Consider the following 25,484-nt stretch of genomic DNA (forward strand, 5'->3'; position numbering starts at 1 on the left):
CTTAAAAGGAAAAAGTGCAATGATGATATTCAATCGTCATGCAAATCTGAAGTATAAATTCGGAAATAGGAATTTCTGGGCAACAGGATATTATGTAAGTACAGTCGGTTTAAATACAGCAACGATTCAAAAATATATCAGAGAACAGGAAAAACAAGATCAAATTGAAGATAAGTTGAATACAAAAGAGTATGAAGACCCTTTTAAGGGTAGCAGATAATCATACCACCAAGGCTTGAACGAAGTGAAAGCCAGCGTCATTTAGGCGCTGGCTCTTAATAAGCCCTTATAGGGCTAGTGCAAACCACGTCTTTTAGGCGTGGTTATGATTAGCATCTTTATAAGAAAACAAAGAAAGCCAAAATTCTTATCATCACAAAGGATTTTGGCTTTCTTGCTTTATGCAGATTTTATTTGTTATGTTTTCTGAATGGGATATTGCTTTTTTGCGTCTTTTTGGAAAAAAGGTATAATCCGCCTGCCTTTCAGCAAGACTATAGGAAAAAGGCAGGTGAGCGGATTTTGGAAATCGGGAAAAATCTGGCGGCAAACCGAGCTGCCATGAAAGAATTGTTTGCCGACTGCGGAGATATTGTGTTCCGTGATTTTGCGGCAGCAGAAGGTCAGGGACAGCTGTTTCTGGTCTATGTGGATAATATGGTGAACACCACCGCTGTGGAAGATGCCATCATGACCAACATCATGAACCGCTGTCACGATACAGAAACGGAAGAACGGCTTTTGGGGCTTATGGAAAGCGTCATTGCCAATCGTGATGTGCAGCAGGTGGATACCATTGAAAAAGCCGCTGCCGGGGTGCTGGCAGGGGATACAGTGATTTTTATGGAGGGAAGCTCTTTTGCCTTGCAGGCGTCTACGAGGGGCTATCCCAACCGTGGCGTGGGACATACGGAAACAGAAGTGGTGGTACAGGGTCCCAAGGACGCTTTCACGGAGCTTCTGGCATTCAATCTGGTGCTTATCCGCAGAAGGATACAGGATACACGGCTGAAAGTGGTGCGTACCAAGGCTGGCAGCCGCACAAAGACCGACGTTGCCCTTATGTATTTTTCTGACTTGGTGCGACCGGAAATTCTGCGTCAGGCAAAACGCCAGCTGGAACGTCTCAGAACAGACAGTATTCTGGACTGCGGCTCTTTGGAACAGCTTTTGGAAAAACGGCAGTTCTCGCCCTTTCCCCAATTACAAATGACAGAACGCCCGGATAAAGCGGCGGCGGCACTGCTGGAGGGGCGTGTGGTGCTGGTGGTGGATAATACGCCTTTTGTGATTCTGCTGCCGGTGACGCTGAATCTGTTTTTTCAGGCAGCAGAGGATTATTATGACCGCTGGGAGATCATGAGCCTCATCCGTTTCATGCGGTATGTGGCTGCTTTTGTGGCAGTGGCATTGCCGGGGCTGTATTTGGCGCTGACGGTGTATCATCCAGAGCTTTTGCCTACGTCTTTGGCATTGAAAATTGCTACAACCAGACAGAGTATCCCTTTTTCTGTGGCGGTGGAGGTTATTTCTATGGAGTTGGCTTTTGAATTGCTCCGGGAAGCAGGGGTGCGTCTGCCGTCACCCGTCAGTGCCACCATTGGTATTGTGGGTGGCATCATCATCGGTTCGGCGGCAGTGGATGCAGGTCTGGTGAGTCCGGCAGTGGTCATCATTTCCGCTTTGACGGGCATTTGTTCTTTTGTCATTCCCAATATCTCCGTGGTTTCCGGTCTGCGGCTGAGCAAATATCTGGTGATCTTCCTTTCTTCCGCATTGGGGCTGTATGGCTTCTGGGCAGGCATCCTTTTGCTGGTGGTGCATCTGGCTGGGCTTTCTTCTTACGGGATTCCTTATCTTTATCCCTTCTGCTCCGCTTCCGTGAACCACTATCGTGATTTGGAGGACAGCCTGTTCCGCCTGCCTTTGCCATGGCTGAAACGGCAGTCCATTTTCATGAAGAAAAGGGGGGAACGCTGATGTTTTCCGATAACCATAAAATTTCCCTGCGGCAGATGCAGGCGTTGTTCTGTTTTTATTTTCTGGGAACGGCATCTCTGTTTTTGCCTGCGGAATTAGCAGAGGGAAGCGGCAGAGCCTGCTGGCTGGTGATGCTGATCGGCGGTCTGCTGGCGGCGTTTTTCTCTCTGGTGCTGACTCTTTTGGGCAAAAAAGAGCCTACATGGACGGTGGTGGAATGGCTGCGCAATACCTTCGGTGGTGTGCTGGGCAGTGTGCTGGCGGTGTTTATCGCCGGAAAAATCGCTGTGGATGCCATGCTGGAAGTCCGCATTTTTACGGAAATCCTCCGCAGTACCATGCTGCCCCATACGCCCCTGTGGCTCATGGTAGGCACTTTGCTGGCGTTGTCCGCTTTTGGTGTGGCAAGAGGCATTGAAGGGCAGGCAAGGGGAGCGGAAATCCTGTTTTTCTTTGTGTTTCCCCCTTTTGTGCTGCTGCTGTTCGCTGTGGCACTGACGGCTGGGGAGGCGTATTTCCTCCCTGTTCAGCTGCCGAAGCTGGATGGACTGCGGCGGGGAACGGCTTATGTACAGCCCTTGTTTCAGGCAATGATATTCCTGCTGTTTCTGCCGCCTTTTCTGGAAAAACCGGAAAAAGGGCAGAAAAGCCTTTTTGGGGTCTGCCTGCTGACTACATTTCTCATGACGGCGGCAACTTTTCTTTGCCTGACGGTCTATGGAGCGGAATCCCTGTCCCATAAGATTTTCCCTACGGTACAGGTCATGGAGCGTGTGCGGTTTTCCGGCATTTTTCTGGGCAGACAGGACATCCTTCTGTTGTGGTTCTGGATGGTTTCCGCCTTTCTCTATGTGTCTGGGGCGTTGTTTTTCGGCAGTGTTTGCTGTGTGCGTCTGTGCCGCCAAAGTGGACAGGGACGGCGGTACTGGCTGCTGTTGTGGGTGCCTTTGCTGTTTATTGGCGCCATGATTCCACAGGACTTGGCAGCGGCTTATGATTTCCGCAACAAAATACAGCCTATCTTCAGCGCCCTCACAACGGCGCTCCTGCCTCTTTTGGTTTTAGGCGTAAGGATTGTCAAAGAAAGGGGGAAACGTCGTGAAACAGCTTAAATTTGCCCTCATAGCCCTATTGCCGCTGCTTTTGACAGGATGCTGGGACGGCAGAGACCCAGAGGACAGGGCTTATGTCATCACCATGGGCATTGATAAAGGAGAAGATGGCTTGCTGGTGACCTTTGCCCCTGCCAAGACCACCGAAGGAAATGCCCAAAGCGTATATCGGGTAAAGGGGGACACCCTGACGGCAGCCGTGGCAGACGCCGACAGCCGCAGTTCTCGTGAGGTTTATTTGGGGCAGCTGCGGACGGTGGTATTCGGCAAAAGCCTATTGGCAGACAAAGCAGCCTTTGAAGCGGTTCTAGAAGAATTGGAGCGTGGCAATGCTCTATCGGAAAAAGTCATGGTGCTGGGCACGGAAAACGCCGCGGATGCCTGTGTGAATGCCATTGCGGAGGCGGACAGCTCCACCGGGCTGTTCCTCTGGGATTTTTATAAGAATACCGCCCAGGAGGTGGCTGTGACCCGTGGCATGGATTTGGATATGCTCCTGACAGAATTGGGTGAGCAGGGCGGCAGTACGGTTCTGCCCCGTATAGAAAAGACGGAGGAAGGGCTTTCTTTGGACGGCGGCATTGCTTTGGCGGATGGAGCCTATGCTTTTTCATTGCCTGCGGCGGAAGAACAGGCACATCTGCTTTTGCTGGGGGAAGGCAGCGGTGCTGTTATTGAAGGCAACTGGAATGGAACCGTATTGCCTTTGGAAATCCGCAAGGACAAAGTTTCCTTTGATTTTGCCAAAACAGCCGAAGGGCTTTCCTGTCAGGTCAATGTGAAGGTTTCCGGCGCTCTCACAGGCAGCGGCGGACAATCCCTGCTGGATGGAAATACCAGACGGGAACTGGAAAATTTTTTCGGGGACATCATAAAAACAGATTTGGAAAATACAATAAAAAGAGCGAAAGAAACCACCGCCGGGGATGTGTTTGGTCTTTGGGCAGAGTGTCAGCGGCAGGCGCTGGAAGTGGCAAAGTTAGGCGAAAACTGGCAGGATTTGCAGGTTTTGGTGAACTGTGAAGTGAAATTGCAGGATACGGGACGCACCAGATAAAGAGAAGGTATAAAATCCCCAAAACAGGGTCATACTCTCCCCATCAAAAGAGAAAAAGGGTGGGAGAGCATGAAAACATTGGTTTTGTGGGCTTTGCGCATGAAAGCCTTTTGGAAAAAAGAGTGGAAATATGGGGTGACAGCCCTTGCGGGGGGCGTTCTGGTCTGTGTCCTCTGGTCTGGCATTTATGCGGCAAATATCCAGCGGGGCATTGCCGATGGCGTGGTGCGGTTTCATGTGCTGGCAAACAGCGATACCGCAGCAGACCAGAATCTGAAGCTGGACGTGCGGGACGCAGTCCTTGCTTCTTTTGGGGAAAAGCTGGAAGGCTGCTCTTCCAAAGGGGAGAGCATGGCACTTTTGGCAGCATACAAAGAAGAAATCCGTCAGACAGCGGCAGCGGAAATCGCCAGACAGGGGTATGATTATCCCGTTTCCGTATCTCTGGTGCGGGAGGATTTCCCCGAAAAGACTTATGGAAATCTGGTGTTTCCCGCTGGGGTTTATGATGCGGTGCGCATTGAGATTGGCGAAGCAAAAGGGCATAACTGGTGGTGCGTGCTGTATCCTCAGATGTGTTATGTGGACGCCGCATGGGGAGAACCTACGGCGGAAGGCAGGGAACGTCTGCAAAAAAATCTGACACCAGAGGAATACGCAGTGGTTTCCGCGGCGGAACAGACCAACAAGGCACCGAAAATCAAGCTGAAAATCGTGGAAATGTGGCAGGGGGACTAAAAAAGGGAAGGAGCGCAGGCAATGGGGCAAAAGGGCAGGAGAAAATGTGTTTTGGTATGTTTGCTGGCACTTCTGGTGCTGGCGTGGGGCATGGTGGAGAAGGCAAGCCAGCCGGAGGCAGTGACTGTAACCCAATTGGTTTCCTGGGGTACCCGTGGGAATTTGGTGCGCCAAACCCAGGAGAAACTCCGTCAGCTGGGGTATTATCCAGACACGCCCGACGGCATTTACGGCACCAAAACATATGAAGCCATTCGCAAGTTTCAAGCGGATAACGGTTTGAAAGTGGACGGCATTGCCGGCAGCGATACCTTGTCCCGTCTGGGCATTTCCATTGGCACCGGCACCAGCGGCGTAGGAGAAACAGGCACCGATGATTATGATGAGGATTTGTATCTCTTGGCATCTATCATCCATGGGGAAGCCCGTGGGGAACCTTACGAAGGTCAGGTAGCAGTGGGTGCAGTGGTGCTGAACCGGGTGGCAAGCCCAGACTTTCCCAATACCATTGCAGAGGTCATTTATCAGCCCGGTGCTTTCGATGCGGTGGAGGATAAGCAGTTTTACCTGACCCCCAACGAAACGGCGCTGAACGCTGCCAGAGATGCTCTCAACGGCTGGGACCCCACCAATGGCGCCCTGTATTATTGGAATCCTGTCACAGCCACCAGCCGCTGGATTTGGAGCATCCCCATCACCACCACCATCGGCAGACATGTTTTCGGCGTAAAATAAAAAAAGCACGGTATCTTCTTAGAGAAGTACCGTGTTTTTGCATTTTCGTGTTTTTAAGCTGTAAAGGCAAAGGTGGTCATCAGCAGCCAGCACAGGAAAATGTGCATGGCAGCTGTTAAGCCATAAGCTACATAAAAAGAAATATGTTTTGTTTTGTGGTGCTGTGTAAACATGCCAACAAAGCCCCCGATGCTGCCGCCCAAAATGGCCATCAGGAACAATGTTTTTTCAGGCACCCGCCGTCTGCCGCGAATGGCACGTTTTTTATCCAGGGCCATGGCGCAAAACAGCACGATATTGATGATGAGGTAATACCCTGTGATAATCCAGAAGGGTACGGGGTGAAAGGTAAACTGCATGTTATCTCACCACGTTTCTCCAGTCCAGATCGCCTCTGTCCAGCGCCAGCAGCAGCACTTCCGCTGTTGCCAGATTGGTCGCAACGGGAATGTTGTGGGTGTCGCACAGGCGGAACAGGTTGCTGTATTCTTCGTAAGACTGGTGAGAAGCGGGGTCACGCAGGAAGATCATCACGTCCAGATCGTTGTTGATGATCTGCGCGCCAAGCTGTTCAGAGCCCCCCAGCTGCCCAGCCAGATATTTATGCACATTCAAATTTGCAGCTTCACTTACCAAACGACCTGTGGTAGCTGTTGCGTAAAGCTCATGTTTGCACAGGATATGACGGTAAGCGATGCAAAGGTTTTCCATTAGTTTTTTCTTATTGTCGTCCGCAATCAATGCGATATTCATAATAAACCCCCCTCGAATAATGATCTGGTTTCTTTTTTTCGAATATTCAGTACCAGTCCCAGTGCCACCATGTTTGTCCACATGGAGCTGCCCCCGTAGCTGACAAAGGGCAGGGACATGCCGGTATTGGGCACGATGCCCGTCGCAACGCCGGCGTTAACGAAGGTCTGGAAGGCAAACATGCCTGCCACACCCACCACAATGAGCTGGCTGAATGTATCTCTCGTAGATAATGCTATAATGATACAACGAAATACTACAAAGAGCAATAGCCCTAATGTAAATATACAACCCAAAAATCCAAATTCCTCCCCAATTACAGAAAAAATAAAATCATTATGGGGTTCCGGCAGATAACTGAGCTGGTTCAAAGTGCCTTGGAACAGACCTTTACCTGTGAGCTGACCGGAGCCGATGGCATTGATGGATTTTTCTGTCTGGTAATAGAGGTCAGGGTTTGCTGTGGGGTCTACGAAGGACAGGATACGGTTGAACTGGTGGGGTTCAAAGATCTTGTCCATGATCAGGGGATTTTCCCGGCTGACGTCAAAGAGGATAAAAGCAATGAGCGGCACAGCCACAATGGCTACATTCCGCACCCAGATGATGTCGATGCCTGCCACGAATACCAGAATACAGAAGATGGCTACCAGTACAAGACTGGCGGAAAGGGCAGGCTGCTTCAGTACCAGCAGGATAGGGATGCCGGCGATGACGCAAAGCTTCAGGAAGAAATCCAGCCGGTTCATTTTTGACTGATGCAGGGAAATGAACTTGGCTAAGAAGAAAATCATCATGACTTTGGCAAACTCTGACGGCTGAATGGTCAAAGGACCAATGGCAATCCAACGTGTTGCGCCGTTGGACTCGTTCCCCAGCACAAATACCGCTAACAGCAGTACGATGTTGATGAAATAAATGGGGATATAATATTGTGAAAAATATTCGTAGTCTACATTGGCTGCCACCACCATCAGTCCAAGACCGATGATGAAAAAGACAATCTGTTTATAGACTTCGGAAGTTCCTTCTCCCAGATTGAAGTGCAGGGCGCTGGCGATGCAGATGATGCCGAAAACGGCAAGGATGCATACGGCGCCGATGAGATACCAATCCAGGTTTTGGAGCCATTTTTTGCTTTGCATAGGCTACCTCCAGAGGTTGGTTTTATAATACAGCAAAGCCGGTTGAAGCATGAGTCTGGCTCAGGTTCCCCGGCTTTGTTTTTTTGTGTTTGTTTCAATTAGTCCTGGTTGACTTTGCGCATGCTCTTAATGGGAATATTGGCATACAGTACAGGAACGGTACCGTTCTTGTCATCAGATTCGGTCTGGGTGATCTGGATATCCAGTTCTTCATCGTCGATTTCCATGTAGTTGGAGATGACTTTGATGATGTCTGTTTTCAGCATTTCCAGTACCTGAGAGGAGCAGTTGACGCGGTCGTGTACCAGCACCAGTTTCAGTCTGTCTTTTGCCACACTGCCGGAAGGCGGTGCGGATTTTTTCTTAAAAAAGCTAAAGAAATCCATCGTGACACTCCTTTCCAAACCTGGGGATTAACGGCGGAACAGCTTTTTCAGCTTATCCATAAATGTTTCCGGTTCTTCCTCGAAGGTCATCAGAGGTACATCTTCGCCCATGATGCGGCGTACGATGTTGCGGTAAGCCTGTCCTGCGCGGGATTCTTCGTTGCTGACAGCGGGTTCCCCTTTGTTGGTTGCGATAACGATGGTTTCGTCATCGGGAACTACGCCCAGAATATCAACAGCAAGGATCTCTGTTACGTCTTCAATGTTCATCATTTCGCCGCGTTTTACAAGGTCGATACGCAGACGGTTTACGATGAGGGTAGGGTTGTTCAGACCATTTGCTTCCAAGAGACCAATGATACGGTCAGCGTCACGAACAGCGGATACTTCCGGTGTGGTGACTACAACGGCACGGTCAGCGCCGGCAATGGCATTTTTGAACCCCTGTTCGATGCCGGCAGGGCAGTCGATGAGGATATAGTCAAATCCTTCTTCTTTCAGGTTTTCGCACAGTTTCTGCATCTGTTCAGGAGAAACTGCGTCTTTGTCCCGTGTCTGCGCCGCAGGCAGCAGGAACAGACCTTCATAACGTTTATCTTTGATGAGCGCCTGTTTCAGACGGCAGTTGCCTTCTACCACATCTACCAGATCGTATACAATGCGGTTTTCCAGCCCCATGACAACGTCCAGATTACGCAGACCGATATCTGCGTCTACCAAAGCGACCTTTTTGCCCTGAATGGCAAGACCGCAGCCAAGGTTTGCACTGGTGGTGGTTTTCCCAACGCCGCCTTTGCCGCTGGTGATTACAATTACTTCACTCATGGATCATATCCCCCTAGTTTTTTACTTAAATCGAATATGGTTCCTGTCAAAGCGACAGGGACAGGCAAAAGAGCCTCAAATCTCTTTGCCCATACGAAAATATCATATATATCTGTATTTTAACAAATATATCCTGAATTTGCACGAAAATTTTTTAGCAAAAAGTAATTTGTTTTCCCAAATTACGACAAAGCCATGACGAAAATCTGACCGTCTTTGACGAAAGCGTATTCGGGCGGCTTCGGACCGTGTTTGTTTTCTTCAGGAAAACGTGTGATGATGTCCGCAATGCGCAGCTGTACCGGCGCCATGTAAACGGCAGTGACAAAAGCGTCTGTCATGCCTTTGCAGCCAGCATGTGCCATGCCTTTGAGCTGACCCAGAACGATGATGTTGCCGGTCGCCTTGATTTCCGCGCCGGGATTTACATCGCCGACCACCACAACGCTGCCGTCGAATTCGATTTTCTGACCGTTGCGCAGAGAGCCTCTGTGGAATTTGGTCAGGTTGAATGCGCGGATGTCTTTTTCCAGCAGTTCAGAAATCTGCTTCAGTTCGTTATTTTCTGTTTTCACGAATGTGATGCGCATGGTGGTGCGTTCTGCGATGATCTGCAGCAGTTTTTCTTCTTCCTCCTCGGTGAAGCTTCTGCCTTTGAAGGCCAGAGATGTTTTCACATTATCGAAGAATTTCCCTGCTTCTTCTACTTTCTGTTCCAATTGTGTGCAAAGTTCCTCAAAAGGAACGTCCGGCTGAAACAGTACCGTTACGCCGTCCTTGGTTCCTTTGAAGATGACATAGTTTTCCTGATTCATAGTTCCCCTCCTGAAAATATTACTGATCCAATACGGTTTCCATATTGGTGTTTGTCGGTGTGTAATCCAGTCCCAGATATTCCGTGATGATGGCAGATGCAACCTTTGGCGCGGGAGAACCGTAGTTCTCTGCAAAGGGGATCATGACGGTGATGGCGATCTGGGGGTCTTCGTAAGGCGCGAAGCATACCAGCCATGTATGGGAGCTGCGGGACAGGTCTTCCTGAGCGGTACCTGTCTTGGCTGCCACCGTGACGGGCAGATCTTTGAAGGCGGTACGCATGGTACCTTTTTCGCCGTTGGCAACCAGATACATCCCTTCGTAAACGGCTGCCAGATTTTCTTCCTTCAGATCCATCTGGTTTTCGATGACTTCGTCTTTTTCTTCGTATATGGTGCCGTCGGGGTTGACCACTTTGTCCACCAGATGATACTGGTACAATGTGCCGCCGTTTGCCAGTGTGGCAATGTAGCGGTTCATCTGTGCCGGTGTGTAGCTGTTGATGGACTGACCGATGAAGGCACGGATGGTATCCCCGTCTGTCCAGCGAGTCTGGCTGCTGGTGGCGTCGGGGTTATATGTCTTGATGGTGCGTTCCTTGTAGTAAGGAGATGCCATGGTAGGGCCGTATTCTTCCAGTTCAATGCCGGTGACGGAGTTCAGACCGAAGCCTGCCATGTATTCGTTCAGTGTGGCAATGGACTGGGCTGTGGTGGCGTTTTCCGCATTGCCCATGCGGTAACCCAGTTCATAGAAGAAGTAGTTACAGGACACTTCCAAAGCGTGTGCAACATTGATGGAGCCATGGGTACCGCCGTTATTGCTGTAGATCCAGCAGCGCGCCCAGGGAGTACCGGCGTCTTTGAATACCCCTTTGTCCGTGATGACGGTGGAAGGGGTGATGGTGCCGGTTTCCAGACCTGCAATGGCAGAAACCATTTTGAATGTGGAACCGGGCGCTTTTTTCTGTTTCAGCGGACGGTTAACCAAAGGTGTATTGGTGTCTTCCAGCAGCTGGTTATAGTAGCTGTTGTTGAAGGTATTGACCAGCTGGTTGTTGTCATAAGACGGGTAAGTTACCAGTGCCAGCACCTGACCGCTGTCTACTTCGGAAACCACCACAGACCCGGTACAAGGGTCAAGGGCAGTGTCAGCAGGGCTCATTTCGCCGCTTTCCAGTTTACGGATGACGAAGGAAGAAGGGGACAGAGAACCGTTTTTCACAGCTTCTGTTTCTTCCGGTGTGGCAGGCACTCTTTCCTGCTCGATCATGCAGATCAGCAGTTCCTGAGCGGAAACATTGCCGTTTGTGAGCCCATCAGCCAGGAAGGTCTGGAGGATTTCCACGGCGTTTTCCGCATCCACTGAGAAATCAGGGACAGAAGCCTTGCAGCGGTCTACCAGTGATTTTTGTACCGTTCCTTCCTGAGCGGAAAGCATCAGGGAAGAAGAAATATGGTTGGCATTGACCATGGTGGTGAAAAGTTCCGTGGTGGAAATGCCGTATTTCCCGCCGGAAGAAAGGCGGTTGAGCAGTACATCCCGCAAAGCGTTTTCCAAAGAAGTGTAAGCAATGGACTGCAGTTCACTGTCAATGGTCAGGTAAACATCTTTGCCGGGGATGGGATCTGTGGAGCTGATGGTGCTCATACGGCGACCTTCTTTGTCTACTTCGATGGTGATCTTGCCGTCGGTGCCGTTCAGATCCTGTTCGTAAAGTTTTTCGATACCAGCCTGACCGACAATATCTGTGGAGCTGTAAACAGGATTGCCTTCTGCGTCGACGATATCCTGATACAAAGCGATGTCAGACTCGGTCATCTGGCGGATATAACCGATGATTTGTGAAAAATGTTCCCCGTTGGGGTATTCTCGCAGAGAAACGGTACTGATGACCACATTGGGGAATACATCCTGATTTTCTTCTACATAAGCCAGTGTTTTGTCACTGATTTCCGTGGCAATGGTCACAGACTGATATTTCTGATACCGCACTTCGTAAAGGGAATTACGGATGCCCACGGCTTTTCTCACCAGATCGTCAGGCAGGTATTCGGGGAAGCCGAAGAAATCCCGCAGATAATCCAGTGTTTCCAGAGAATCATAGGAAAGCTGTTCATCCTCCATAAGGAAGGAAAGCTTCCAGTTTTCTTCTTTTGTTTTGCTGCCGCCGAACTGGAAGGAATAAGGATATTCCGTATCCAGCGGAATGTCGTCAATGATGGTTTCGCCGAATTCCGTCAGCTTCTGTGCCAGTGTCAGACACATGAGGCTCTTGTCGGAAAGGGTCAGGTCGTAGTAGACATACATGCGTTTTTGCGCAGCGGTGTAGTCTTCGGGCACCTCATATTTTTCGTAGAGATAATTCAGACATTCGTCAGCGGTGTAGTCCATTTGCTTCCGTTCCAGACCGATTTCTGATTTCCATGCTTCTTCCGCTTCTTCCCTTTCTTTTTCATCCCCTTCAAAGGTGAATGTGGCAGGGGTAGATTTGGAAATAGGCAGGGCGTCATTGGCTTCTGTGCCGGAAGCAAAGAGGGTATCCAGCAGGTCACGAATCAGGTCTGCGCGGTAAGCAGTCAGATCCGGTGTGACGCTGTCGTCAATCTGTACGGAATAAGCCACTTTGTTTACTGCCAGTGGTCTGCCGTAGCGGTCGTAGATGTTGCCGCGGGGCGCAGGCACATTGACTTCCTTGGACACGCTGGTGAGCAGTGACTCATTGTATTCCTTCCCGTTGACGATCTGCAAAAGAAACAGACGGACGAGCAATATGAAAAAAAGCAGACAAATCCCGCACAATATGACAAATATTCTGCTTTTGCATAGATCTAAAAAATGTTCCCAATATTTACGCATAGGAACCTCCTTCATGGCAGGCAGGTTTTGTTAAAACAGCCGATACTTGTATTTTTCCTTTAACTCCAGCCATTCATTGATGCCAAAGAGCAGACGGTAAATGGGAATGGTGACAACCGCTGTGTAAACGGCTTCCGGCAGCGCCAGACGCACCAGAAAATACAGCACCGTGGTATTTCCCTGCAGGAAAAAACCGGTGATGAAAATAATGCTTTCATATACGATGGCTGCCAGTGAACAGATGATGATGGGCAGCAGATAATTTTCCCGGTAGAAATCCTTCTGGCTCCGACCAATCAAAAGACCGGCAAGGAGGAAGAGCAGGGTGTAGTACCCAAAGGATGTACCGAAGAAAATGTCAATAGGCAGACCGCTGAAAAAGCCCACAATGGCGCCTTCCGTACTGCCACGGAGCAGGGCATAGGAAACCACGATGATCAGCGCCGTATTAGGCAGAATGCCCCCAATGGAAATATACGGGAGCAATGTGGTCTGCAGTATGAAGTTGACGAAAATAAGAATACCTGTCAATAAAATTCTCAATTTGTGTCAGCCTCCGAATTGCTGTTTGTCTGTGTTTCTTCATCCGGTGGATTGCCGGTGTCAGTGGTTTCGGTTTCATCCGTTTCGGTGAGAGGTTCTTCTTCTGTTTCCGGCTCTGTAGCAGGAATGTCTGTGGAAACAGAGAGATCACCGGGAGAAACGGTACGGGTGTTTGTTTTGTCAATGACCAGCAGGGTATCCAGATGTTTCAGGTCTACTGCCGGTTCGATGATGGCATAACGGGTCAGACCGTTGGTGTCGTTTTTGATTTCTTTCACACGGCCGATGGTCAGTCCCGGCGGATAAACATCGCTCAGATGGGAAGTGACGATTTCATCCCCTACGGCGATTTCCGCCTCTGCGTCGATATATTCCATTTTACACAGCCCGTTGTTCATGAGGGTGTAATCCCCTTTCACAACGCCTAAGTCCCCTGTACGGGCGCTCATGGCAGGCACAGAGCTGCGGCTGTCCAGAATGGACTGCCCTTTGGCATAAGTAGCGCCGCTTTCGATGATCTTGCCCACCAGACCTTCCGGCGCAGCCAGTACCATGTTGGCTTCTACGCCGTCGGAAGTGCCTTTGTCTACGGTGAATATGTCATACCAGCTGCCGGGGTTCTTGGCAATGATGGTGGTACCGAAAGTGTTGTATTCGGGGTATTTCTGGGCAATCTTCAGCAGTGCGGAAAGTTTTGCGTTCTCTTTTTCATAAAGAGAAAGACGGGTGTTGTCTGCTTGCAGGGATGCCACCTGTTCCCGCAGGCTTTCGTTTTCCGCCAGAATTTCTTCCTCTTCCCGGCGTTCAGAGGTGGTGTTTTCCACCCATCTGCCGATGCCGGAAGTAATATCCTGAAAGGGCGTCACAACAAAGCCGAGGGCACTTTCAAATATGGTGGCATTCAGCTTTTTTCCGCTTGTCACCAGTGCCAATACGGTCAAAAGGATGATGGCACCAGTGAATATGAACTTTTTGTATTTTTCAAAAAAGGAAAACAATTGAAACGCTCCTTCACGATGATTTCAGATTCTTAGAACAATGCTTTTCTGGGGGAGATCAATACGTTTTTCAGTGTATCGATGTGTTCCAGCACCAGACCAGTACCCATAGCAACGCAGTTCAGTGGTTCGTTTGCCACATGAACGGGCATGCCTGTTTCGGATGTGATCAGTTCATCCAGACCGCGCAGCAGTGCGCCGCCGCCTGTCAAAGTGATGCCGTATTCCATAACGTCAGCAGCCAGTTCAGGAGGTGTTGCTTCCAGTGTCTGCTTGATGGTTTCGATGATGGAAGATACGGGTTCGCTCAGTGCTTCACGTACATGTACGGAGTTGACTTCGATGGTCTTAGGCAGACCGGAAAGCAGGTCGCGACCGCGGATTTCCATTTTTTCTTCCTGTTCCAGAGGGTAAGCGGAACCGATGGTGATTTTGATTTCTTCTGCGGTTCTGTCACCGATGGCCAGGTTGAATTCCCGTTTGATGTAGCCCACAATGGCGTTGTCCAGAGCATCACCGGCTACACGCAGGGATGTGCTGGTAACGATGCCGCCCAGGGAAATGACTGCCACTTCGCTGGTACCGCCGCCGATGTCTACGACCATGCTGCCGGTAGGTTCTGCAACGGGCAGACCTGCGCCGATGGATGCAGCCATGGGTTCTTCGATGAGGTAAGTGTCTTTATCTTTGGAGCCGGCAGCAATGGCTGCTTCCAGTACAGCTCTTTTTTCTACTTCTGTTACGCCGGAGGGTACGCAGATAACGATGCGGGGCTTAGGGCCAAACATGGAGCGCACATAAGCCTTGTTGATGAAGTAACGCAGCATAGCCTGTGTTACGTCGAAGTCTGCGATAACGCCGTCTTTCATGGGACGGATGGCAACGATGTTGCCGGGTGTACGTCCGATCATTTCTTTTGCTTCATTGCCAACAGCCAGCACTTCTTTTGTCTGCACGTTGATGGCTACAACGGAAGGTTCGTTGACGATGATGCCTTTTTCACGCATATAAACCAGTGTATTAGCGGTACCCAAGTCGATACCCATATCTTTGGAAAACATAAATTCAATTAACCCCTTTCTATCATAAAAAACCAGAATTGATTTTTCTTTCCTGAAAAAGCCTTACATTTTATAATACCTTTTTTTTGCGGAATTTTCAATAAAAAAGCCATTGGAATTAGGAAAAACCAGAAAATTTCCGCGCAAAAAACGACAGAAAAAAACCGTCCTTCCCGTGGCATTTCCCCGAAACAGACGGCTGGATCTGTTTAAATTTTGCGATAAATAAAAAAAGCAAGGACGATACCCAGAATACCGGCGATGGTAAAACGTACCGTAAAAGCAAATTGCAATGTCAGCACGCCCAAATCCAACACCAAAGGAGAGGTAAGCCCGAAGCTTTTGCCATAACCGAGCCAACTCAAGGCAGGGTAACCGCTCAGAAGCTGTGCCAAAAACCCGCCCAGCACAACGCCAGCCAGCAGCAGCAGTATCAAAACCCAAATGTTTTGTGAACGTCCTTTCATGTGATTGTCCTCCTGTGTTATTTCCAAAAGTATATCATATTTTGACAAGGGGGTAAAGGGAACAAAACATAAAAAAACAGGGTGAAAACCGTTGATTTCCTTGAGAAAATGACGAAAGGCGGCGCTTTTTGACAAAGAAAAGGGACGGAGGCAGAACCCTATGGAAAAGGCGGGGCAAGTGGCAGCGGAAAAAAGCAAAGCGGATGTATGGAAAGACAATAACTCTTAAAAATGAAATAGCCGGAACCTGTGTATGTTCAGGGTTCCAGCTTTCGGTTTGGAAGGGGTATAAGGGCATAAAAAAACGGTGAAGTCAAAGACTTCACCGTTTTGCTGTTTTGGATTATTCAGCAGGTTTTTCTTCTGCTTTAGGTGCTTCAGCAGCAGGAGCTTCTGCTTTGGGAGCAGCAGCTGCAGCGGGTGCTGCGGGTTTTGCTTCAGCAGCGGGAGCAGCAGGTCTCTTACCTGTGATAACGCCTTTCGGGCATTTGTTTGCACAGATACCGCAGGATTTACATTTGCTGTAATCGATAACAGCCACGTTGTCGATTACATGGATTGCATCGAAAGGACAGTTCTTTTCACAGATCTTACATGCGATACAACCTGTGGAGCAAACCTGCATTACATTCTTACCAACATCTTTGGAAGAGCACTGTACTTTTACTTTCTTCTTAGCAGGCAGCAGTTCGATGATGTGTTTGGGGCAAGCAGATACGCATTTACCACAAGCTACACATTTATCTTTATCTACTACTGCAACGCCGTCGATGATTTCGATTGCGCCGAAAGCACAAGCTTTTTTACAGCTGCCCAGACCCAGACAGCCGTATGTGCAGCTCTTAGCGCCGCCGCCAGCCAGCTGTACAGCCATGTTACAGTCGTCAATACCAAAGTAGTCGTATTTCATTTTTGCTGTTTCGCAAGTGCCGCCGCATTTTACGAATGCAGCTACAGGTTCGGAAGCGGATGCTTCGATACCCATGATTGCACCTACTTTTTCTGCTACAGCAGCGCCGCCAACAGGGCAAGCGTTAACGGGAGCAGAACCAGCAGCGATTGCAGCAGCACAACCACTACAACCGGGGAAGCCACAGCCACCGCAGTTAGCGCCGGGCAGTACTTCCAAAATCTGACCGATCTTGGGATCTTCGTCTACTTTGAAGACCTCGCCGGCAATGCCAAGGCCTGCACCAAAAACAACACCAAGGCCACCGATACTCAGGATCGGGTATACAATATTCATAATGTCCATTTTTGTCACACTCCTTGCATTACAGTTTGATCAGACCGGAGAATCCCAGGAAAGCGATAGACATCAGACCAGCGGTTACCAGAGCCATGGGGAAACCGTCGAAAGCCTTAGGTGTATCGTTGTCTGCGATTCTTTCACGGATACCAGCGAACAGTACGATTGCCAGTGCGAAACCAGCAGCGCCGCCGATACCGTTGAAGATGGATTCGATGAAGGAATAACCCTTCTGCATGTTCAGTACGGCAACACCCAGTACTGCACAGTTTGTTGTGATCAGGGGCAGGAATACGCCCAGTGCCTGATACAAAGCAGGAGCTGCTTTTTTCAGGAACATTTCTACAAACTGTACCAGGGATGCGATAACCAGAATGAACGCGATGTTATACAGGTATTCGATGTGCAGAGGAACCAGGATCAGGTTATAAACCAACCAAGAAGCTGCACAGGCCAATACGATAACGAAGATTACGGCCATACCCATGCCGGCTGCGGTGTCTACTTTTTTAGAAACGCCGAGGAATGGGCAGATGCCTAAGAACTGGGACAAAACGTAGTTGTTTACGAAGATCCCGGCTAATAATAACAAAATCAGATACATTCTCTACCCCTCCTTATGCTTTTTTCTTGTTTCTGAAGTGATTCAGTGCAGCCATCAGGCAAGCCAGTGTGAAGAACGCACCGGGAGCCATAACGAACAGCAGAGTTCTGGGGAATGCTTCAGGCAGTACAGTGATATCAAACAGAGTACCAGAACCGATGAATTCACGAACCAGACCCAGAACACCCAGAGCGATTGTGAAACCAAGACCCATACCGATACCGTCGAATACAGAAGCGATGGGACCGTTTTTGGAAGCAAAAGCTTCTGCTCTGGCCAGAATGATACAGTTAACAACGATCAGAGGGATATAAAGACCCAGAGATGCGTTCAAAGCAGGAAGATATGCTTTCAGCATAAATTCGATGATTGTAACGAATGTTGCGATAACAACGATGAAGCAAGGGATTCTTACTTTATCGGGAATTACTTTTCTCAGCAGGGATACGAACAAGTTCGCAAAAATCAGTACTGCTGTTGTGGAAAGACCCATACCGATACCGTTGATGGCGGAGCTGGTAACAGCCAGTGTAGGACACATACCGATAACCTGTACAAAGGTAGGGTTTTCATTGATGATACCATTTTTCAGGATTTTGATAGGGTTAGCCATTAGTTAGCACCTCCGTTCGCTGCGACCCAGTCCAAAGCTTCCTGTGCACCAGCACAAACAGCTCTGGAAGTAATGGTGGAGCTTGTGATGGGCACGATTTCGCCGCCGTCTTTTGTAACAGCTACGCTGCCGGATTTGCCAGTGAACTGTTCATAGAAATCGGGTTCTGTTGCTTTTGCGCCCAGACCGGGTGTTTCGGAGTGGCCAGTTACACGCAGACCAGTGATCACACCGTCAGCGCCAACGCCAACCATTGTTTTTACAGCGCCGCCAAAGCCGCCGGGTTCTGTTGTCAGAACATAGCCGCCGTTGTCAGCCTGGTAAACAGCAGTGATTGTGCCTGTCAGTTCTGCATCTGTCAGCTGTTCAAAGCTGGATGCTTCAGGCATAACTGCCTGCATGGATTCGTTCAGTGTTTTTTCGTTCTGCAGTGCGATGGGTTCTGCTGTGATTTCAGATACCGCACCCAGGCAAGCCGCAGCAACTGCGGAAATAAGCAGAAGCACAACTGCGGGTTTTACAACTTCTTTTGTGTTCATGCTTTTTTCGCCTCCTTCACTTTGGGCAGTGCACCGAAGATCTTAGGTTCTGTGAATCTTTCGATCAGAGGTACAGCCAGGTTCATAATCAGAATAGAGTAGGATACGCCTTCAGGGTAACCACCGAAGATTCTGATAAGAGTGGTGATGATACCACAACCGATGGCAAAGATGATTTGACCTTTCGGTGTAACGGGGGAAGATGCATAGTCAGTTGCCATGAAGAAAGCACCCAGCATCAGACCGCCGGTGAAGATTTCATAAACAGGTACGCGCAGACCTTTTCTGCCGATAGCAGCGGTCAGTACGAATACTGTCAGGATGTACAGTACAGGGATTCTCCAGCTGATAACGTGTTTTACCAGCAGGTAGATACCGCCGATGATCAGTGCAACAGCGCATGTTTCACCGATACAACCGCCGATGTTTGTACCCAGGATTACGTCTGTCAGACTTGCGTCGGGCATAGCACCTGTTTTCAGTGTAGCCAGAGGTGTTGCAACAGCAACAGCGTCAGCGCCGCTGAAACCAACAGGAGCTGTCCATGTTGTCATCGCTGTAGGATAGGAAGCCAACAGGAATGCTCTACCAGCCAGTGCAGGGTTGATGAAGTTCTGACCCAGACCACCAAAGAGCTGTTTTGCAAAAATGATAGCGAATGCTGCACCAACGATAGGCACCCAGATAGGAGCGCTTGCGGGCAGGTTCATTGCCAGCAGCAGACCTGTTACAACTGCGGACAGGTCACTGATAGTTACAGGTTTTTTCAGCAGTTTCTGATACAGCCATTCAAAGAATACGCTGGCTACGATGGAAACTGCGATCAGGATCAATGCAGGAATACCGAAGAAATAGATACCCATCGCTGTTGCAGGAATCAGCGCGATGATAACGTCACGCATGATGCTCTGAATGGATTCTTTAGAACGCACATGAGGGGTACCTGATACTACAAAATTAGCCATTCTTTACTCTCCCCCTTCTCAGTTCTTTTCAGCTTTGGCTTTTGCTTCAGCTTCCGCTTTTGCTCTTGCAGCAGCGGCTGCGGCAGCTTTTTTGCCTGCTTCGATTTTCTTAGTTGCGCGGATGGACTGTGCCAGCTGGCGTTTTGCGGGACATTCGTAAGAACAAGAACCACATTCGATACAATCCAGACCATGATGTTTTACGAAACCTTCGCCGTCGCCTTTCAGTGCGCACGCATTCAGCAGGAAAGGCTGCAGACCCATAGGGCAATGTTCTACGCATTTACCGCAACGGATACAGTTTCTTTCTTCAGGAATGAAAGCTTCTTCCTGTGTGAAGCACAGCAGACCAGAAGTGGTCTTAACGGAAGCAACATCCAGAGTATACAGGGTAGGACCCATCATAGGACCGCCGGCAATCAGTTTCACAGGAGCGTTTGCACCTTCGTTGAAACCGCCGATAGCGTCTACCAGATCTCTCAGTGTCATACCGATTCTGATCTTGTAGTTACCGGGGTTTTTGATACCTTTACCGGAAACAGTTACGATTCTTCTCATCAGAGGTCTGCCTTTGCAGATTGCTCTTTCGATAGCAACAACGGTATCAACGTTGTCTACGATACAGCCAGCGCTAGCGGGCAGTGCACCGGATTTTACTTCTCTCTTTGTGATCGCGTAAATCAGGTGTTTTTCAGAACCCTGAGGGAATTTGGTCACCAGAGGCTGAACAGTGATGTTGTCGATGCCTTCACAAGCCTTTGTCATGGATTCGATGGCTTTGGGCTTGTTCATTTCGATACCGATAACGCCTTTTGCACCGGGGTGCAGTTTCAGCATGATCTGCAGACCTTTTACGATTCTTTCGGGTTCTTCCAGCATCAGACGGTAGTCGCATGTGAGGTAAGGTTCACATTCAGCTGCGTTGATGAGGATGTGATCGATCGGTGTGTCTTTGGGAGGGTTCAGTTTTACATGTGTGGGGAAGCCCGCACCACCCAGACCAACAACGCCGGCATCTTTGATAGCTGCCAGAATTTCTTCGTTGGACATGGTTGTGTAATCTCTGCCCTGGTTCAGACCTTCGATTTCTTCCATCTTGCCGTCGTTTTTGACAACGATGGATTTTACAGTTGCACCGCCGGGTACCAGCATGGGTCTAATGTCCACAACTTCACCAGATACGCTGGCAAAGATGGGAGAAGACATGAATGCAGGTGATTCAGCGATTTTCTGTCCTACTTTTACATGGTCGCCAACTGCTACCAGAGGTTCACAAGGAGCCCCGATATGCTGGGACATAGGGTAGAACAACTCAGAGTTTTCTTTGGGGAGTATCACCTGAATGGGCTGCTCTGCGGACAGAGCTTTTCCATCGGGCGGGTGAACTCCACGTTTGAACGTTAAAGCTTGCATATTATCCCCCTCTGTCAAGTGATTTTTGCGTTTACAGCACAAAAGACAAGCATTTGGCTGGAAACGCTTGGTTTGGTTATACTTTATAAAAATATAGCTATATATAACAGCAATATTTTAATACAAAAATAAGAAATTCACAACATTTTTTTGCCAAAAAAACGGGAAAAATGCTTTTTTAAGCAAAATATGTGTTTCGTTACATCAAATTTTAAGATGTATTAAGATGTATTTAATTAGGAAGGAATTGTATTTTATGAAATCAATTCCCAGTTAGTTTGTATCCAAAATATTTTCTTCCCCTAAAGTGTACTATTATTATCTATAATTGTAAATGATAATTTATTACCAACATTTCAGCTGGAAAACTGTAATGTTTTACAAAAAAACTGCCATTGTTCTCACAGAAATGTAAAACAATGGCATAAAACTTGCTACTCAAATTCCCCTGTGTTACAATGAAATCAAAGTATAGAGGGAAGGAGGCGGAGGATATGGATCTTTCGCTGCAAATACAGCAAAAGCAGATTCTTTCCCAGCGGATGCAGCAGTCCGTTGAGATATTGCAGATGAATACTCTGGCGTTATCAGAATACATTCGGGAAGTGGCGGAAGAAAATCCTCTGCTGGACTGGTCGGAGGAACGCCCTCTTTTGCTGGAGGACGAAAAACTGCTGCAAAAACTGGAATGGCTTCAGGAAAGCGATGAGCAGAACAGAGGTTTTTACCAGACAGAAATGGATAACGAAAAAGAACGGGAAGACCTGCACTATGGCAAGAAGGAAGCCCAGAGTCTCAGGGAATACCTGCTCTTTCAGATCCATCTTTTGCCTGTATGTGAAAAGGAGAAAAAAGTGCTGAGTTTTCTGGCAGAAAGCACAGAAGAAAGCGGCTATCTGGAAACAGACGCCTTGGAAGCAGCCATGGAGCGTTATCATCTGGATGAACAGAGGGCAGAGGAGATTTTAGGGCATTTGCAGAAGCTTGACCCGCCCGGCGTAGGTGCCAGAGATCTGAAGGAATGTCTGAAGATACAGCTCATGCAGAAAGGCGCTTCTGTGGCAGCCCAGAACATTGTGGAGAATTATTTGGCGGATATTGCCAAAAACCGCATCTCCTATATTGCCAAGAAGCTGCATATATCTATGGAAGAAATGGCGGAAGCCTTGGCGGAGATCCGCAGCTGTGCACCAAAGCCCGGCAGTGGTTTTGCCAATGACCGCCCGGTGGAATATGTGGTGCCCGATGTGTTTGTGGAACGCAGAGGGGGAGAGCTTTTGGTGAGTGTCAACAGTTCTCTGGTGCCAAGACTGTTTATCAGCCCCTCCTATCGGCAGATTTTGAAGGATGACCCTTCTAAAGATACCAAGGAATATGTTGCCCAGAAACTGCGGCAGGCAGAATGGGCAGTGCAGTGTGTAGGCAGACGAGAATCCACTTTGCTGGAAACGGCAAAACAGATTGTGGCAGTGCAGCGGGAATTTTTCCTTTCTCCCAATGGAGCACTGAAGCCTTTGCGAATGGTGGATGTGGCAGAAAAAATGCAGGTGCATGAGTCCACCATCAGCCGTGCCGTAAAGGATAAATATCTCCAATGCGACAAAGGGGTATTTGCCTTGGGTGATTTCTTCTCCAAAGCCGTTGTCACCGATGGCGCTCAGAGCGTATCTGCCAATAGCGTACAAAAACAGCTGGCGGACATCATTGACGGCGAGGATAAGACCCATCCCCTTAGCGACAGAGAATTGACGGAAAAACTGGTGGCGCAGGGTGTACAGATTTCCCGCAGAACCGTAGCCAAGTATCGGGAAGCCATGGGCATCCCCGGTGCGTCAGGCAGAAAACAGTATTGAAATAGAAAACAGCCGGAAATTTTGGAAGAAAGCAGAAATTTCCGGTTTCTTTTTGGTTTGAGATAGAAAGAAGGTGGAAGTATGGATGAGATTTTTCAGATACAACTGGATAAAACATCAGAAGTGCCGATGTATCGCCAGCTTGCCGACGCCATTGGCGCTTTGGCGGCAGATGGGCTTTTGCCTGCGGATAGCAAATTACCGCCCATTCGGAAAATGGCATCCCATTTCGGCGTCAATACGGTGACGATAGTAACGGCTTATAAATATCTGGAACAGAAGCAGATGGTGTATTCTCGGGTAGGAAGTGGTACCTATATTTCCCCTTTGCCTGTGGAAAAGGTGCCGGAGCCTGTGGCAAGACGAAATCTGCAATTGTTTGAAAAAACACCTGCGCTGGAACATGCCATCAACTTCACATTGTCATCCCTGCCAAACGAACTGTTTCCTGTGGATGCCTTCAAAAAAGCCTTTGATACAGTGCTGGAGCGGGAAAAAGGCGGCGCCTTCCGTTATACGGACAGTATGGGCTATCTGCCCCTGCGGGAGGAACTCTGCCGTTATCTGGCGTCTTTTGGTATCCATACGGCGGCGGAACATTTGCAGATTATTTCCGGTGCCCAGCAGGGTATCGACATCATGTCCAAAGCCATTTTGCGGTATGGAGATGTGGTTTTTGTGGAAAGCCCTACTTTCTATGGTGCGGCAGGGGCATTCCTGTCCAGAGGGGCAAAACTCATCGGCATCCCCATGGAAGCGGACGGCATGGAGATGGAGGCCCTGAAAAACTATCTGAAGCTGTACCATCCTCGTTTTATCTATATGATGGCATATTTCCAGACACCTACAGGTGTTTCTTATTCCATGGAGAAAAAACGCCGCCTGCTGGAACTGGCGGAAAAATACGATACGTATATCATTGAGGAAGATGACTTTTACGATTTCCATTATAGCAGGGAAATCCCGCTTCCTCTGAAAGCATTGGACTATAAGAATCGCGTCATTTACATCAAGAGTTTTTCCAAGATTCTCATGCCCGGTCTGCGTATGGGGTTGATGGTACTGCCAAAGAAAGTCCGTCATGCGGTTATGGAAGCCAAGTATACCACGGATATTTCCACATCTGGGTTCATCCAGAAATCCTTGGAGGAATATCTCCGGGTCAATGGCTGGGAAGCTCATGGAAAACAGGTGCGCCAGTATGGCAGCGGCAAATACCGCAAAGCTGTTTCCATGGCAAAGAAGTATCTTTTGCCAAAAGGTGCGTCTTTCGCTCTGCCCGATGGAGGCGTGAGCCTGTGGGTGCGTCTGCCTGATGGGGTGGATGCGGAAGTGTTCTGCAATCGGGCATTGGAGAAAAATGTGCTGGTTTCTCCCGGCAGTCAGTTCTTCATCGAAGAGGGAACAGGCAGTCATGTGCGCCTCAGCTTCGCGGGACTCACTGACGATAAAATCGAAGTGGGCATGAAGCGTATAGGAGAAGTGCTGGGAGAGTTGTAAGAAAAAAAGAAAGGTTAGTATACATAAGCGAATTTCCTTTAAGAAAACATACCCAATAAAATCTCCGTAAAAATCAAAACCACTAGTAAACTAGTGGTTTGATCAACCCCTAGAAGGGGTATTACGTGCCAACCCCTAAAAGGGGCATCGAAAAATATCATCGCATTTATTTGCACTGCAACCTGTAAACAGGTACTATAATTGAGAATACAGTATGTTAATTTAATATTGCATATCTATCCTTCATTTGATAATTAGTAAATCCATAGTAATTATCATTCAAAAAAAATATACTAAAGTATTTTATTTACCCCTAGTAGAACTAGGGGTTTTGTTAAGCTAAAGCACCCAATAAGAAAGCTGAAATCCTCTGTTAAGGATTTCAGCTTTTTGTTTTCTTATGAAGATGCCCCTTACGTGTACCAGCCTGTTTTTATCGGGAATACGTCAAAAAGCGGAAAAGAAGCTCAATGGCAAGGAATATCACAAAAGATATGCCGCAGAGGATGCTGTCGTTTTTCAGCTGTCGTTGGTATGTTTCCCAACTTTCGTTAGCATCCACCCGAATGTCGATTCCCTTGCGACGGAGAAAAACATCCAGAAAAAGCTGTATGAACATACAAATCATAGAAGCACAAAACAGAATCATTTGCAGTATGCCATCAGGAGCCAGCAACGAAATACCCAAGAGAAACAATCCTGCTTTGATAATTCCCCGGCGCAGTATATTTTTTTGAAAATCAGATGTCTTTTCTAAGGTTTCTTTTGTCAGCATGCGCTCTCACTGTCCTTTCGTTTCTTTGGTGTTCCAATGAAAATAAGCTGCCAGTTCCTTCTGATAAATGATGCCAAGCTCTATGAGCATAGACGCAATGATTACCACAATCAGCGGAATAGGCAGATATCGATATTTTTCCGCCCAGTATGTGCTAGAAAGTGCGTCTGTGTAGGCATGGAGATAGGCAAAACCCCAGATGAGTGTCAGTATCAATAGGTTCAAAGTGACGGCGAGAACACCAGCAATACTTTTCATACAAATCCCCCTTTTCATAAAAAACAATGCCCTTTTTTCGATGATACCATAAGGCGCATAGGCTGCATATGGTGATTTTTACCGGAAAAGGGCGGTTTTTCTTGACAAAGTGACAGGGCATGTCTATAATCTAATTGTATTTTTATATGGAAACAAGCCAAGAAAAGAAGGAGTACGCAAAGGGTGGACGTTTCAGAGAGGAAATCACTGGTGGAAGATTTCCCGCAGCACATTGCCGAA

The 25,484-nt window shown here is 48.4% G+C and carries 27 protein-coding genes and 1 other annotated feature (1 of these 28 running past the window's edge); of the genes, 8 read left to right on the forward strand and 19 right to left on the reverse strand.

What is annotated here, in order from left to right; genetic code table 11:
• From BUB35_RS02460 to sleB, 6 genes are all read left to right on the forward strand, one after another.
• On the forward strand, window positions 1–220 hold a 220-nt coding region (locus BUB35_RS02460), incomplete at its 5' end, for a transposase (RefSeq protein WP_072848781.1).
• A 302-nt stretch (window positions 221–522) separates the two neighbouring features.
• Window positions 523–1,980 carry a spore germination protein gene (locus BUB35_RS02465; protein WP_242949181.1) on the forward strand — a complete coding sequence of 486 codons (1,458 nt, stop codon included), beginning with the start codon at window positions 523–525 and terminating at the stop codon, window positions 1,978–1,980.
• A complete protein-coding gene (locus BUB35_RS02470; RefSeq protein ID WP_072848782.1) occupies window positions 1,980–3,092 on the forward strand; it encodes a GerAB/ArcD/ProY family transporter in 1,113 nt (370 codons plus the stop codon). The genes BUB35_RS02465 and BUB35_RS02470 overlap by 1 nt, the downstream gene beginning before the upstream one ends.
• Window positions 3,079–4,149 carry a Ger(x)C family spore germination protein gene (locus tag BUB35_RS02475; RefSeq protein WP_072848784.1) on the forward strand — a complete coding sequence of 357 codons (1,071 nt, stop codon included), beginning with the start codon at window positions 3,079–3,081 and terminating at the stop codon, window positions 4,147–4,149. Before BUB35_RS02470 ends, BUB35_RS02475 begins: the two co-directional genes overlap by 14 nt.
• Window positions 4,150–4,218: 69 nt before the next feature.
• Window positions 4,219–4,887 (forward strand): stage II sporulation protein R, encoded by a 669-nt coding sequence (gene spoIIR / locus BUB35_RS02480; RefSeq protein ID WP_084730527.1) that lies wholly within the window; start codon window positions 4,219–4,221, stop codon window positions 4,885–4,887.
• A gap of 51 nt (window positions 4,888–4,938) precedes the next feature.
• Window positions 4,939–5,622, forward strand: a complete 684-nt coding sequence (sleB, locus tag BUB35_RS02485) for a spore cortex-lytic enzyme (RefSeq protein ID WP_330391053.1) — start codon at window positions 4,939–4,941, stop codon at window positions 5,620–5,622.
• Between the two features lie 53 nt (window positions 5,623–5,675).
• Here sleB and BUB35_RS02490 read toward each other — a convergent pair whose 3' ends face one another.
• The 17 genes from BUB35_RS02490 to rsxC form a co-directional block, all read right to left on the reverse strand.
• Complete coding sequence (locus BUB35_RS02490) at window positions 5,676–5,981, reverse strand: DUF1294 domain-containing protein (protein WP_072848804.1); 306 nt, start codon at window positions 5,979–5,981, stop codon at window positions 5,676–5,678.
• Window position 5,982: 1 nt separating this feature from the next.
• Window positions 5,983–6,375, reverse strand: a complete 393-nt coding sequence (locus BUB35_RS02495; RefSeq protein ID WP_072848806.1) for a methylglyoxal synthase — start codon at window positions 6,373–6,375, stop codon at window positions 5,983–5,985.
• A complete protein-coding gene (gene rodA / locus BUB35_RS02500; protein WP_072848808.1) occupies window positions 6,372–7,520 on the reverse strand; it encodes a rod shape-determining protein RodA in 1,149 nt (382 codons plus the stop codon). Before rodA ends, BUB35_RS02495 begins: the two co-directional genes overlap by 4 nt.
• 98 nt (window positions 7,521–7,618) lie before the next feature.
• On the reverse strand, window positions 7,619–7,906 hold the full coding sequence (minE, locus tag BUB35_RS02505) for a cell division topological specificity factor MinE (protein WP_022255757.1): 288 nt from the start codon (window positions 7,904–7,906) through the stop codon (window positions 7,619–7,621).
• Between the two features lie 27 nt (window positions 7,907–7,933).
• Window positions 7,934–8,731: a septum site-determining protein MinD gene (gene minD / locus BUB35_RS02510; RefSeq protein ID WP_072848810.1), complete on the reverse strand. Its 798-nt coding sequence runs from the start codon at window positions 8,729–8,731 to the stop codon at window positions 7,934–7,936.
• A gap of 182 nt (window positions 8,732–8,913) precedes the next feature.
• Complete coding sequence (minC, locus tag BUB35_RS02515; protein WP_072848812.1) at window positions 8,914–9,546, reverse strand: septum site-determining protein MinC; 633 nt, start codon at window positions 9,544–9,546, stop codon at window positions 8,914–8,916.
• A gap of 19 nt (window positions 9,547–9,565) precedes the next feature.
• Window positions 9,566–12,406, reverse strand: coding sequence for a penicillin-binding transpeptidase domain-containing protein (locus BUB35_RS02520; RefSeq protein ID WP_072848814.1), 2,841 nt, complete (start codon window positions 12,404–12,406; stop codon window positions 9,566–9,568).
• A gap of 30 nt (window positions 12,407–12,436) precedes the next feature.
• Window positions 12,437–12,949, reverse strand: a complete 513-nt coding sequence (gene mreD / locus BUB35_RS02525) for a rod shape-determining protein MreD (protein WP_022255761.1) — start codon at window positions 12,947–12,949, stop codon at window positions 12,437–12,439.
• Window positions 12,946–13,947 carry a rod shape-determining protein MreC gene (gene mreC / locus BUB35_RS02530; protein WP_072848817.1) on the reverse strand — a complete coding sequence of 334 codons (1,002 nt, stop codon included), beginning with the start codon at window positions 13,945–13,947 and terminating at the stop codon, window positions 12,946–12,948. The genes mreD and mreC overlap by 4 nt, the downstream gene beginning before the upstream one ends.
• Before the next feature lie 32 nt (window positions 13,948–13,979).
• Complete coding sequence (locus BUB35_RS02535; RefSeq protein WP_072848819.1) at window positions 13,980–15,008, reverse strand: rod shape-determining protein; 1,029 nt, start codon at window positions 15,006–15,008, stop codon at window positions 13,980–13,982.
• A gap of 209 nt (window positions 15,009–15,217) precedes the next feature.
• On the reverse strand, window positions 15,218–15,475 hold the full coding sequence (locus BUB35_RS02540; RefSeq protein WP_022364474.1) for a DUF4321 domain-containing protein: 258 nt from the start codon (window positions 15,473–15,475) through the stop codon (window positions 15,218–15,220).
• 343 nt (window positions 15,476–15,818) lie between these two features.
• On the reverse strand, window positions 15,819–16,730 hold the full coding sequence (gene rnfB, locus BUB35_RS02550; RefSeq protein WP_084730529.1) for an RnfABCDGE type electron transport complex subunit B: 912 nt from the start codon (window positions 16,728–16,730) through the stop codon (window positions 15,819–15,821).
• A gap of 19 nt (window positions 16,731–16,749) precedes the next feature.
• A complete protein-coding gene (gene rsxA, locus BUB35_RS02555) occupies window positions 16,750–17,328 on the reverse strand; it encodes an electron transport complex subunit RsxA (protein ID WP_022255766.1) in 579 nt (192 codons plus the stop codon).
• Between the two features lie 13 nt (window positions 17,329–17,341).
• The gene (rsxE, locus tag BUB35_RS02560; protein ID WP_072848823.1) at window positions 17,342–17,941 is read right to left on the reverse strand and encodes an electron transport complex subunit RsxE; all 600 of its coding nucleotides are present in this window, start codon (window positions 17,939–17,941) and stop codon (window positions 17,342–17,344) included.
• Window positions 17,941–18,480, reverse strand: coding sequence for an RnfABCDGE type electron transport complex subunit G (locus tag BUB35_RS02565; protein ID WP_072848825.1), 540 nt, complete (start codon window positions 18,478–18,480; stop codon window positions 17,941–17,943). Before BUB35_RS02565 ends, rsxE begins: the two co-directional genes overlap by 1 nt.
• Window positions 18,477–19,445 (reverse strand): RnfABCDGE type electron transport complex subunit D, encoded by a 969-nt coding sequence (locus BUB35_RS02570; RefSeq protein ID WP_072848827.1) that lies wholly within the window; start codon window positions 19,443–19,445, stop codon window positions 18,477–18,479. Before BUB35_RS02570 ends, BUB35_RS02565 begins: the two co-directional genes overlap by 4 nt.
• 18 nt (window positions 19,446–19,463) lie before the next feature.
• Window positions 19,464–20,858: an electron transport complex subunit RsxC gene (gene rsxC, locus BUB35_RS02575; protein ID WP_022255770.1), complete on the reverse strand. Its 1,395-nt coding sequence runs from the start codon at window positions 20,856–20,858 to the stop codon at window positions 19,464–19,466.
• Window positions 20,859–21,352: 494 nt separating this feature from the next.
• Between rsxC and rpoN the strand changes: the two genes are divergently transcribed.
• Together rpoN and pdxR are read left to right on the forward strand one after the other, a co-directional pair.
• A complete protein-coding gene (gene rpoN, locus BUB35_RS02580) occupies window positions 21,353–22,711 on the forward strand; it encodes an RNA polymerase factor sigma-54 (RefSeq protein ID WP_072848829.1) in 1,359 nt (452 codons plus the stop codon).
• An 81-nt stretch (window positions 22,712–22,792) separates the two neighbouring features.
• Window positions 22,793–24,211 (forward strand): MocR-like pyridoxine biosynthesis transcription factor PdxR, encoded by a 1,419-nt coding sequence (pdxR, locus tag BUB35_RS02585; RefSeq protein WP_072848831.1) that lies wholly within the window; start codon window positions 22,793–22,795, stop codon window positions 24,209–24,211.
• Between the two features lie 433 nt (window positions 24,212–24,644).
• Here the strand turns inward: pdxR and BUB35_RS02590 are convergent, their stop codons facing one another.
• Both BUB35_RS02590 and BUB35_RS02595 read right to left on the reverse strand, forming a co-directional pair.
• The gene (locus BUB35_RS02590) at window positions 24,645–24,986 is read right to left on the reverse strand and encodes a hypothetical protein (protein WP_072848833.1); all 342 of its coding nucleotides are present in this window, start codon (window positions 24,984–24,986) and stop codon (window positions 24,645–24,647) included.
• Window positions 24,987–24,992: 6 nt separating this feature from the next.
• Window positions 24,993–25,244 (reverse strand): hypothetical protein, encoded by a 252-nt coding sequence (locus BUB35_RS02595; RefSeq protein WP_072848835.1) that lies wholly within the window; start codon window positions 25,242–25,244, stop codon window positions 24,993–24,995.
• 150 nt (window positions 25,245–25,394) lie between these two features.
• Window positions 25,395–25,484 (forward strand) — a binding site (T-box leader); it runs 135 nt beyond the window's last position.

This window comes from Anaerotignum lactatifermentans DSM 14214, from assembly GCF_900142265.1.
Lineage (GTDB): Bacteria > Bacillota > Clostridia > Lachnospirales > Anaerotignaceae > Anaerotignum > Anaerotignum lactatifermentans.

Excerpts from the sequence above, each read along its gene's own strand:
- BUB35_RS02470 (WP_072848782.1), top strand. The coding sequence starts at position 1,980 with ATGTTTTCCGATAACCATAAAATTTCCCTGCGGCAGATGCAGGCGTTG.
- spoIIR (WP_084730527.1), top strand. The coding sequence starts at position 4,219 with ATGAAAACATTGGTTTTGTGGGCTTTGCGCATGAAAGCCTTTTGGAAA.
- BUB35_RS02490 (WP_072848804.1), bottom strand. The coding sequence starts at position 5,981 with ATGCAGTTTACCTTTCACCCCGTACCCTTCTGGATTATCACAGGGTAT.
- BUB35_RS02495 (WP_072848806.1), bottom strand. The coding sequence starts at position 6,375 with ATGAATATCGCATTGATTGCGGACGACAATAAGAAAAAACTAATGGAA.
- rodA (WP_072848808.1), bottom strand. The coding sequence starts at position 7,520 with ATGCAAAGCAAAAAATGGCTCCAAAACCTGGATTGGTATCTCATCGGC.
- minE (WP_022255757.1), bottom strand. The coding sequence starts at position 7,906 with ATGGATTTCTTTAGCTTTTTTAAGAAAAAATCCGCACCGCCTTCCGGC.
- minD (WP_072848810.1), bottom strand. The coding sequence starts at position 8,731 with ATGAGTGAAGTAATTGTAATCACCAGCGGCAAAGGCGGCGTTGGGAAA.
- minC (WP_072848812.1), bottom strand. The coding sequence starts at position 9,546 with ATGAATCAGGAAAACTATGTCATCTTCAAAGGAACCAAGGACGGCGTA.
- BUB35_RS02520 (WP_072848814.1), bottom strand. The coding sequence starts at position 12,406 with ATGCGTAAATATTGGGAACATTTTTTAGATCTATGCAAAAGCAGAATA.
- BUB35_RS02535 (WP_072848819.1), bottom strand. The coding sequence starts at position 15,008 with ATGTTTTCCAAAGATATGGGTATCGACTTGGGTACCGCTAATACACTG.
- BUB35_RS02540 (WP_022364474.1), bottom strand. The coding sequence starts at position 15,475 with ATGAAAGGACGTTCACAAAACATTTGGGTTTTGATACTGCTGCTGCTG.
- rnfB (WP_084730529.1), bottom strand. The coding sequence starts at position 16,730 with ATGGACATTATGAATATTGTATACCCGATCCTGAGTATCGGTGGCCTT.
- rsxA (WP_022255766.1), bottom strand. The coding sequence starts at position 17,328 with ATGTATCTGATTTTGTTATTATTAGCCGGGATCTTCGTAAACAACTAC.
- rsxE (WP_072848823.1), bottom strand. The coding sequence starts at position 17,941 with ATGGCTAACCCTATCAAAATCCTGAAAAATGGTATCATCAATGAAAAC.
- BUB35_RS02565 (WP_072848825.1), bottom strand. The coding sequence starts at position 18,480 with ATGAACACAAAAGAAGTTGTAAAACCCGCAGTTGTGCTTCTGCTTATT.
- BUB35_RS02570 (WP_072848827.1), bottom strand. The coding sequence starts at position 19,445 with ATGGCTAATTTTGTAGTATCAGGTACCCCTCATGTGCGTTCTAAAGAA.
- rsxC (WP_022255770.1), bottom strand. The coding sequence starts at position 20,858 with ATGCAAGCTTTAACGTTCAAACGTGGAGTTCACCCGCCCGATGGAAAA.
- rpoN (WP_072848829.1), top strand. The coding sequence starts at position 21,353 with ATGGATCTTTCGCTGCAAATACAGCAAAAGCAGATTCTTTCCCAGCGG.
- pdxR (WP_072848831.1), top strand. The coding sequence starts at position 22,793 with ATGGATGAGATTTTTCAGATACAACTGGATAAAACATCAGAAGTGCCG.
- BUB35_RS02590 (WP_072848833.1), bottom strand. The coding sequence starts at position 24,986 with ATGCTGACAAAAGAAACCTTAGAAAAGACATCTGATTTTCAAAAAAAT.
- BUB35_RS02595 (WP_072848835.1), bottom strand. The coding sequence starts at position 25,244 with ATGAAAAGTATTGCTGGTGTTCTCGCCGTCACTTTGAACCTATTGATA.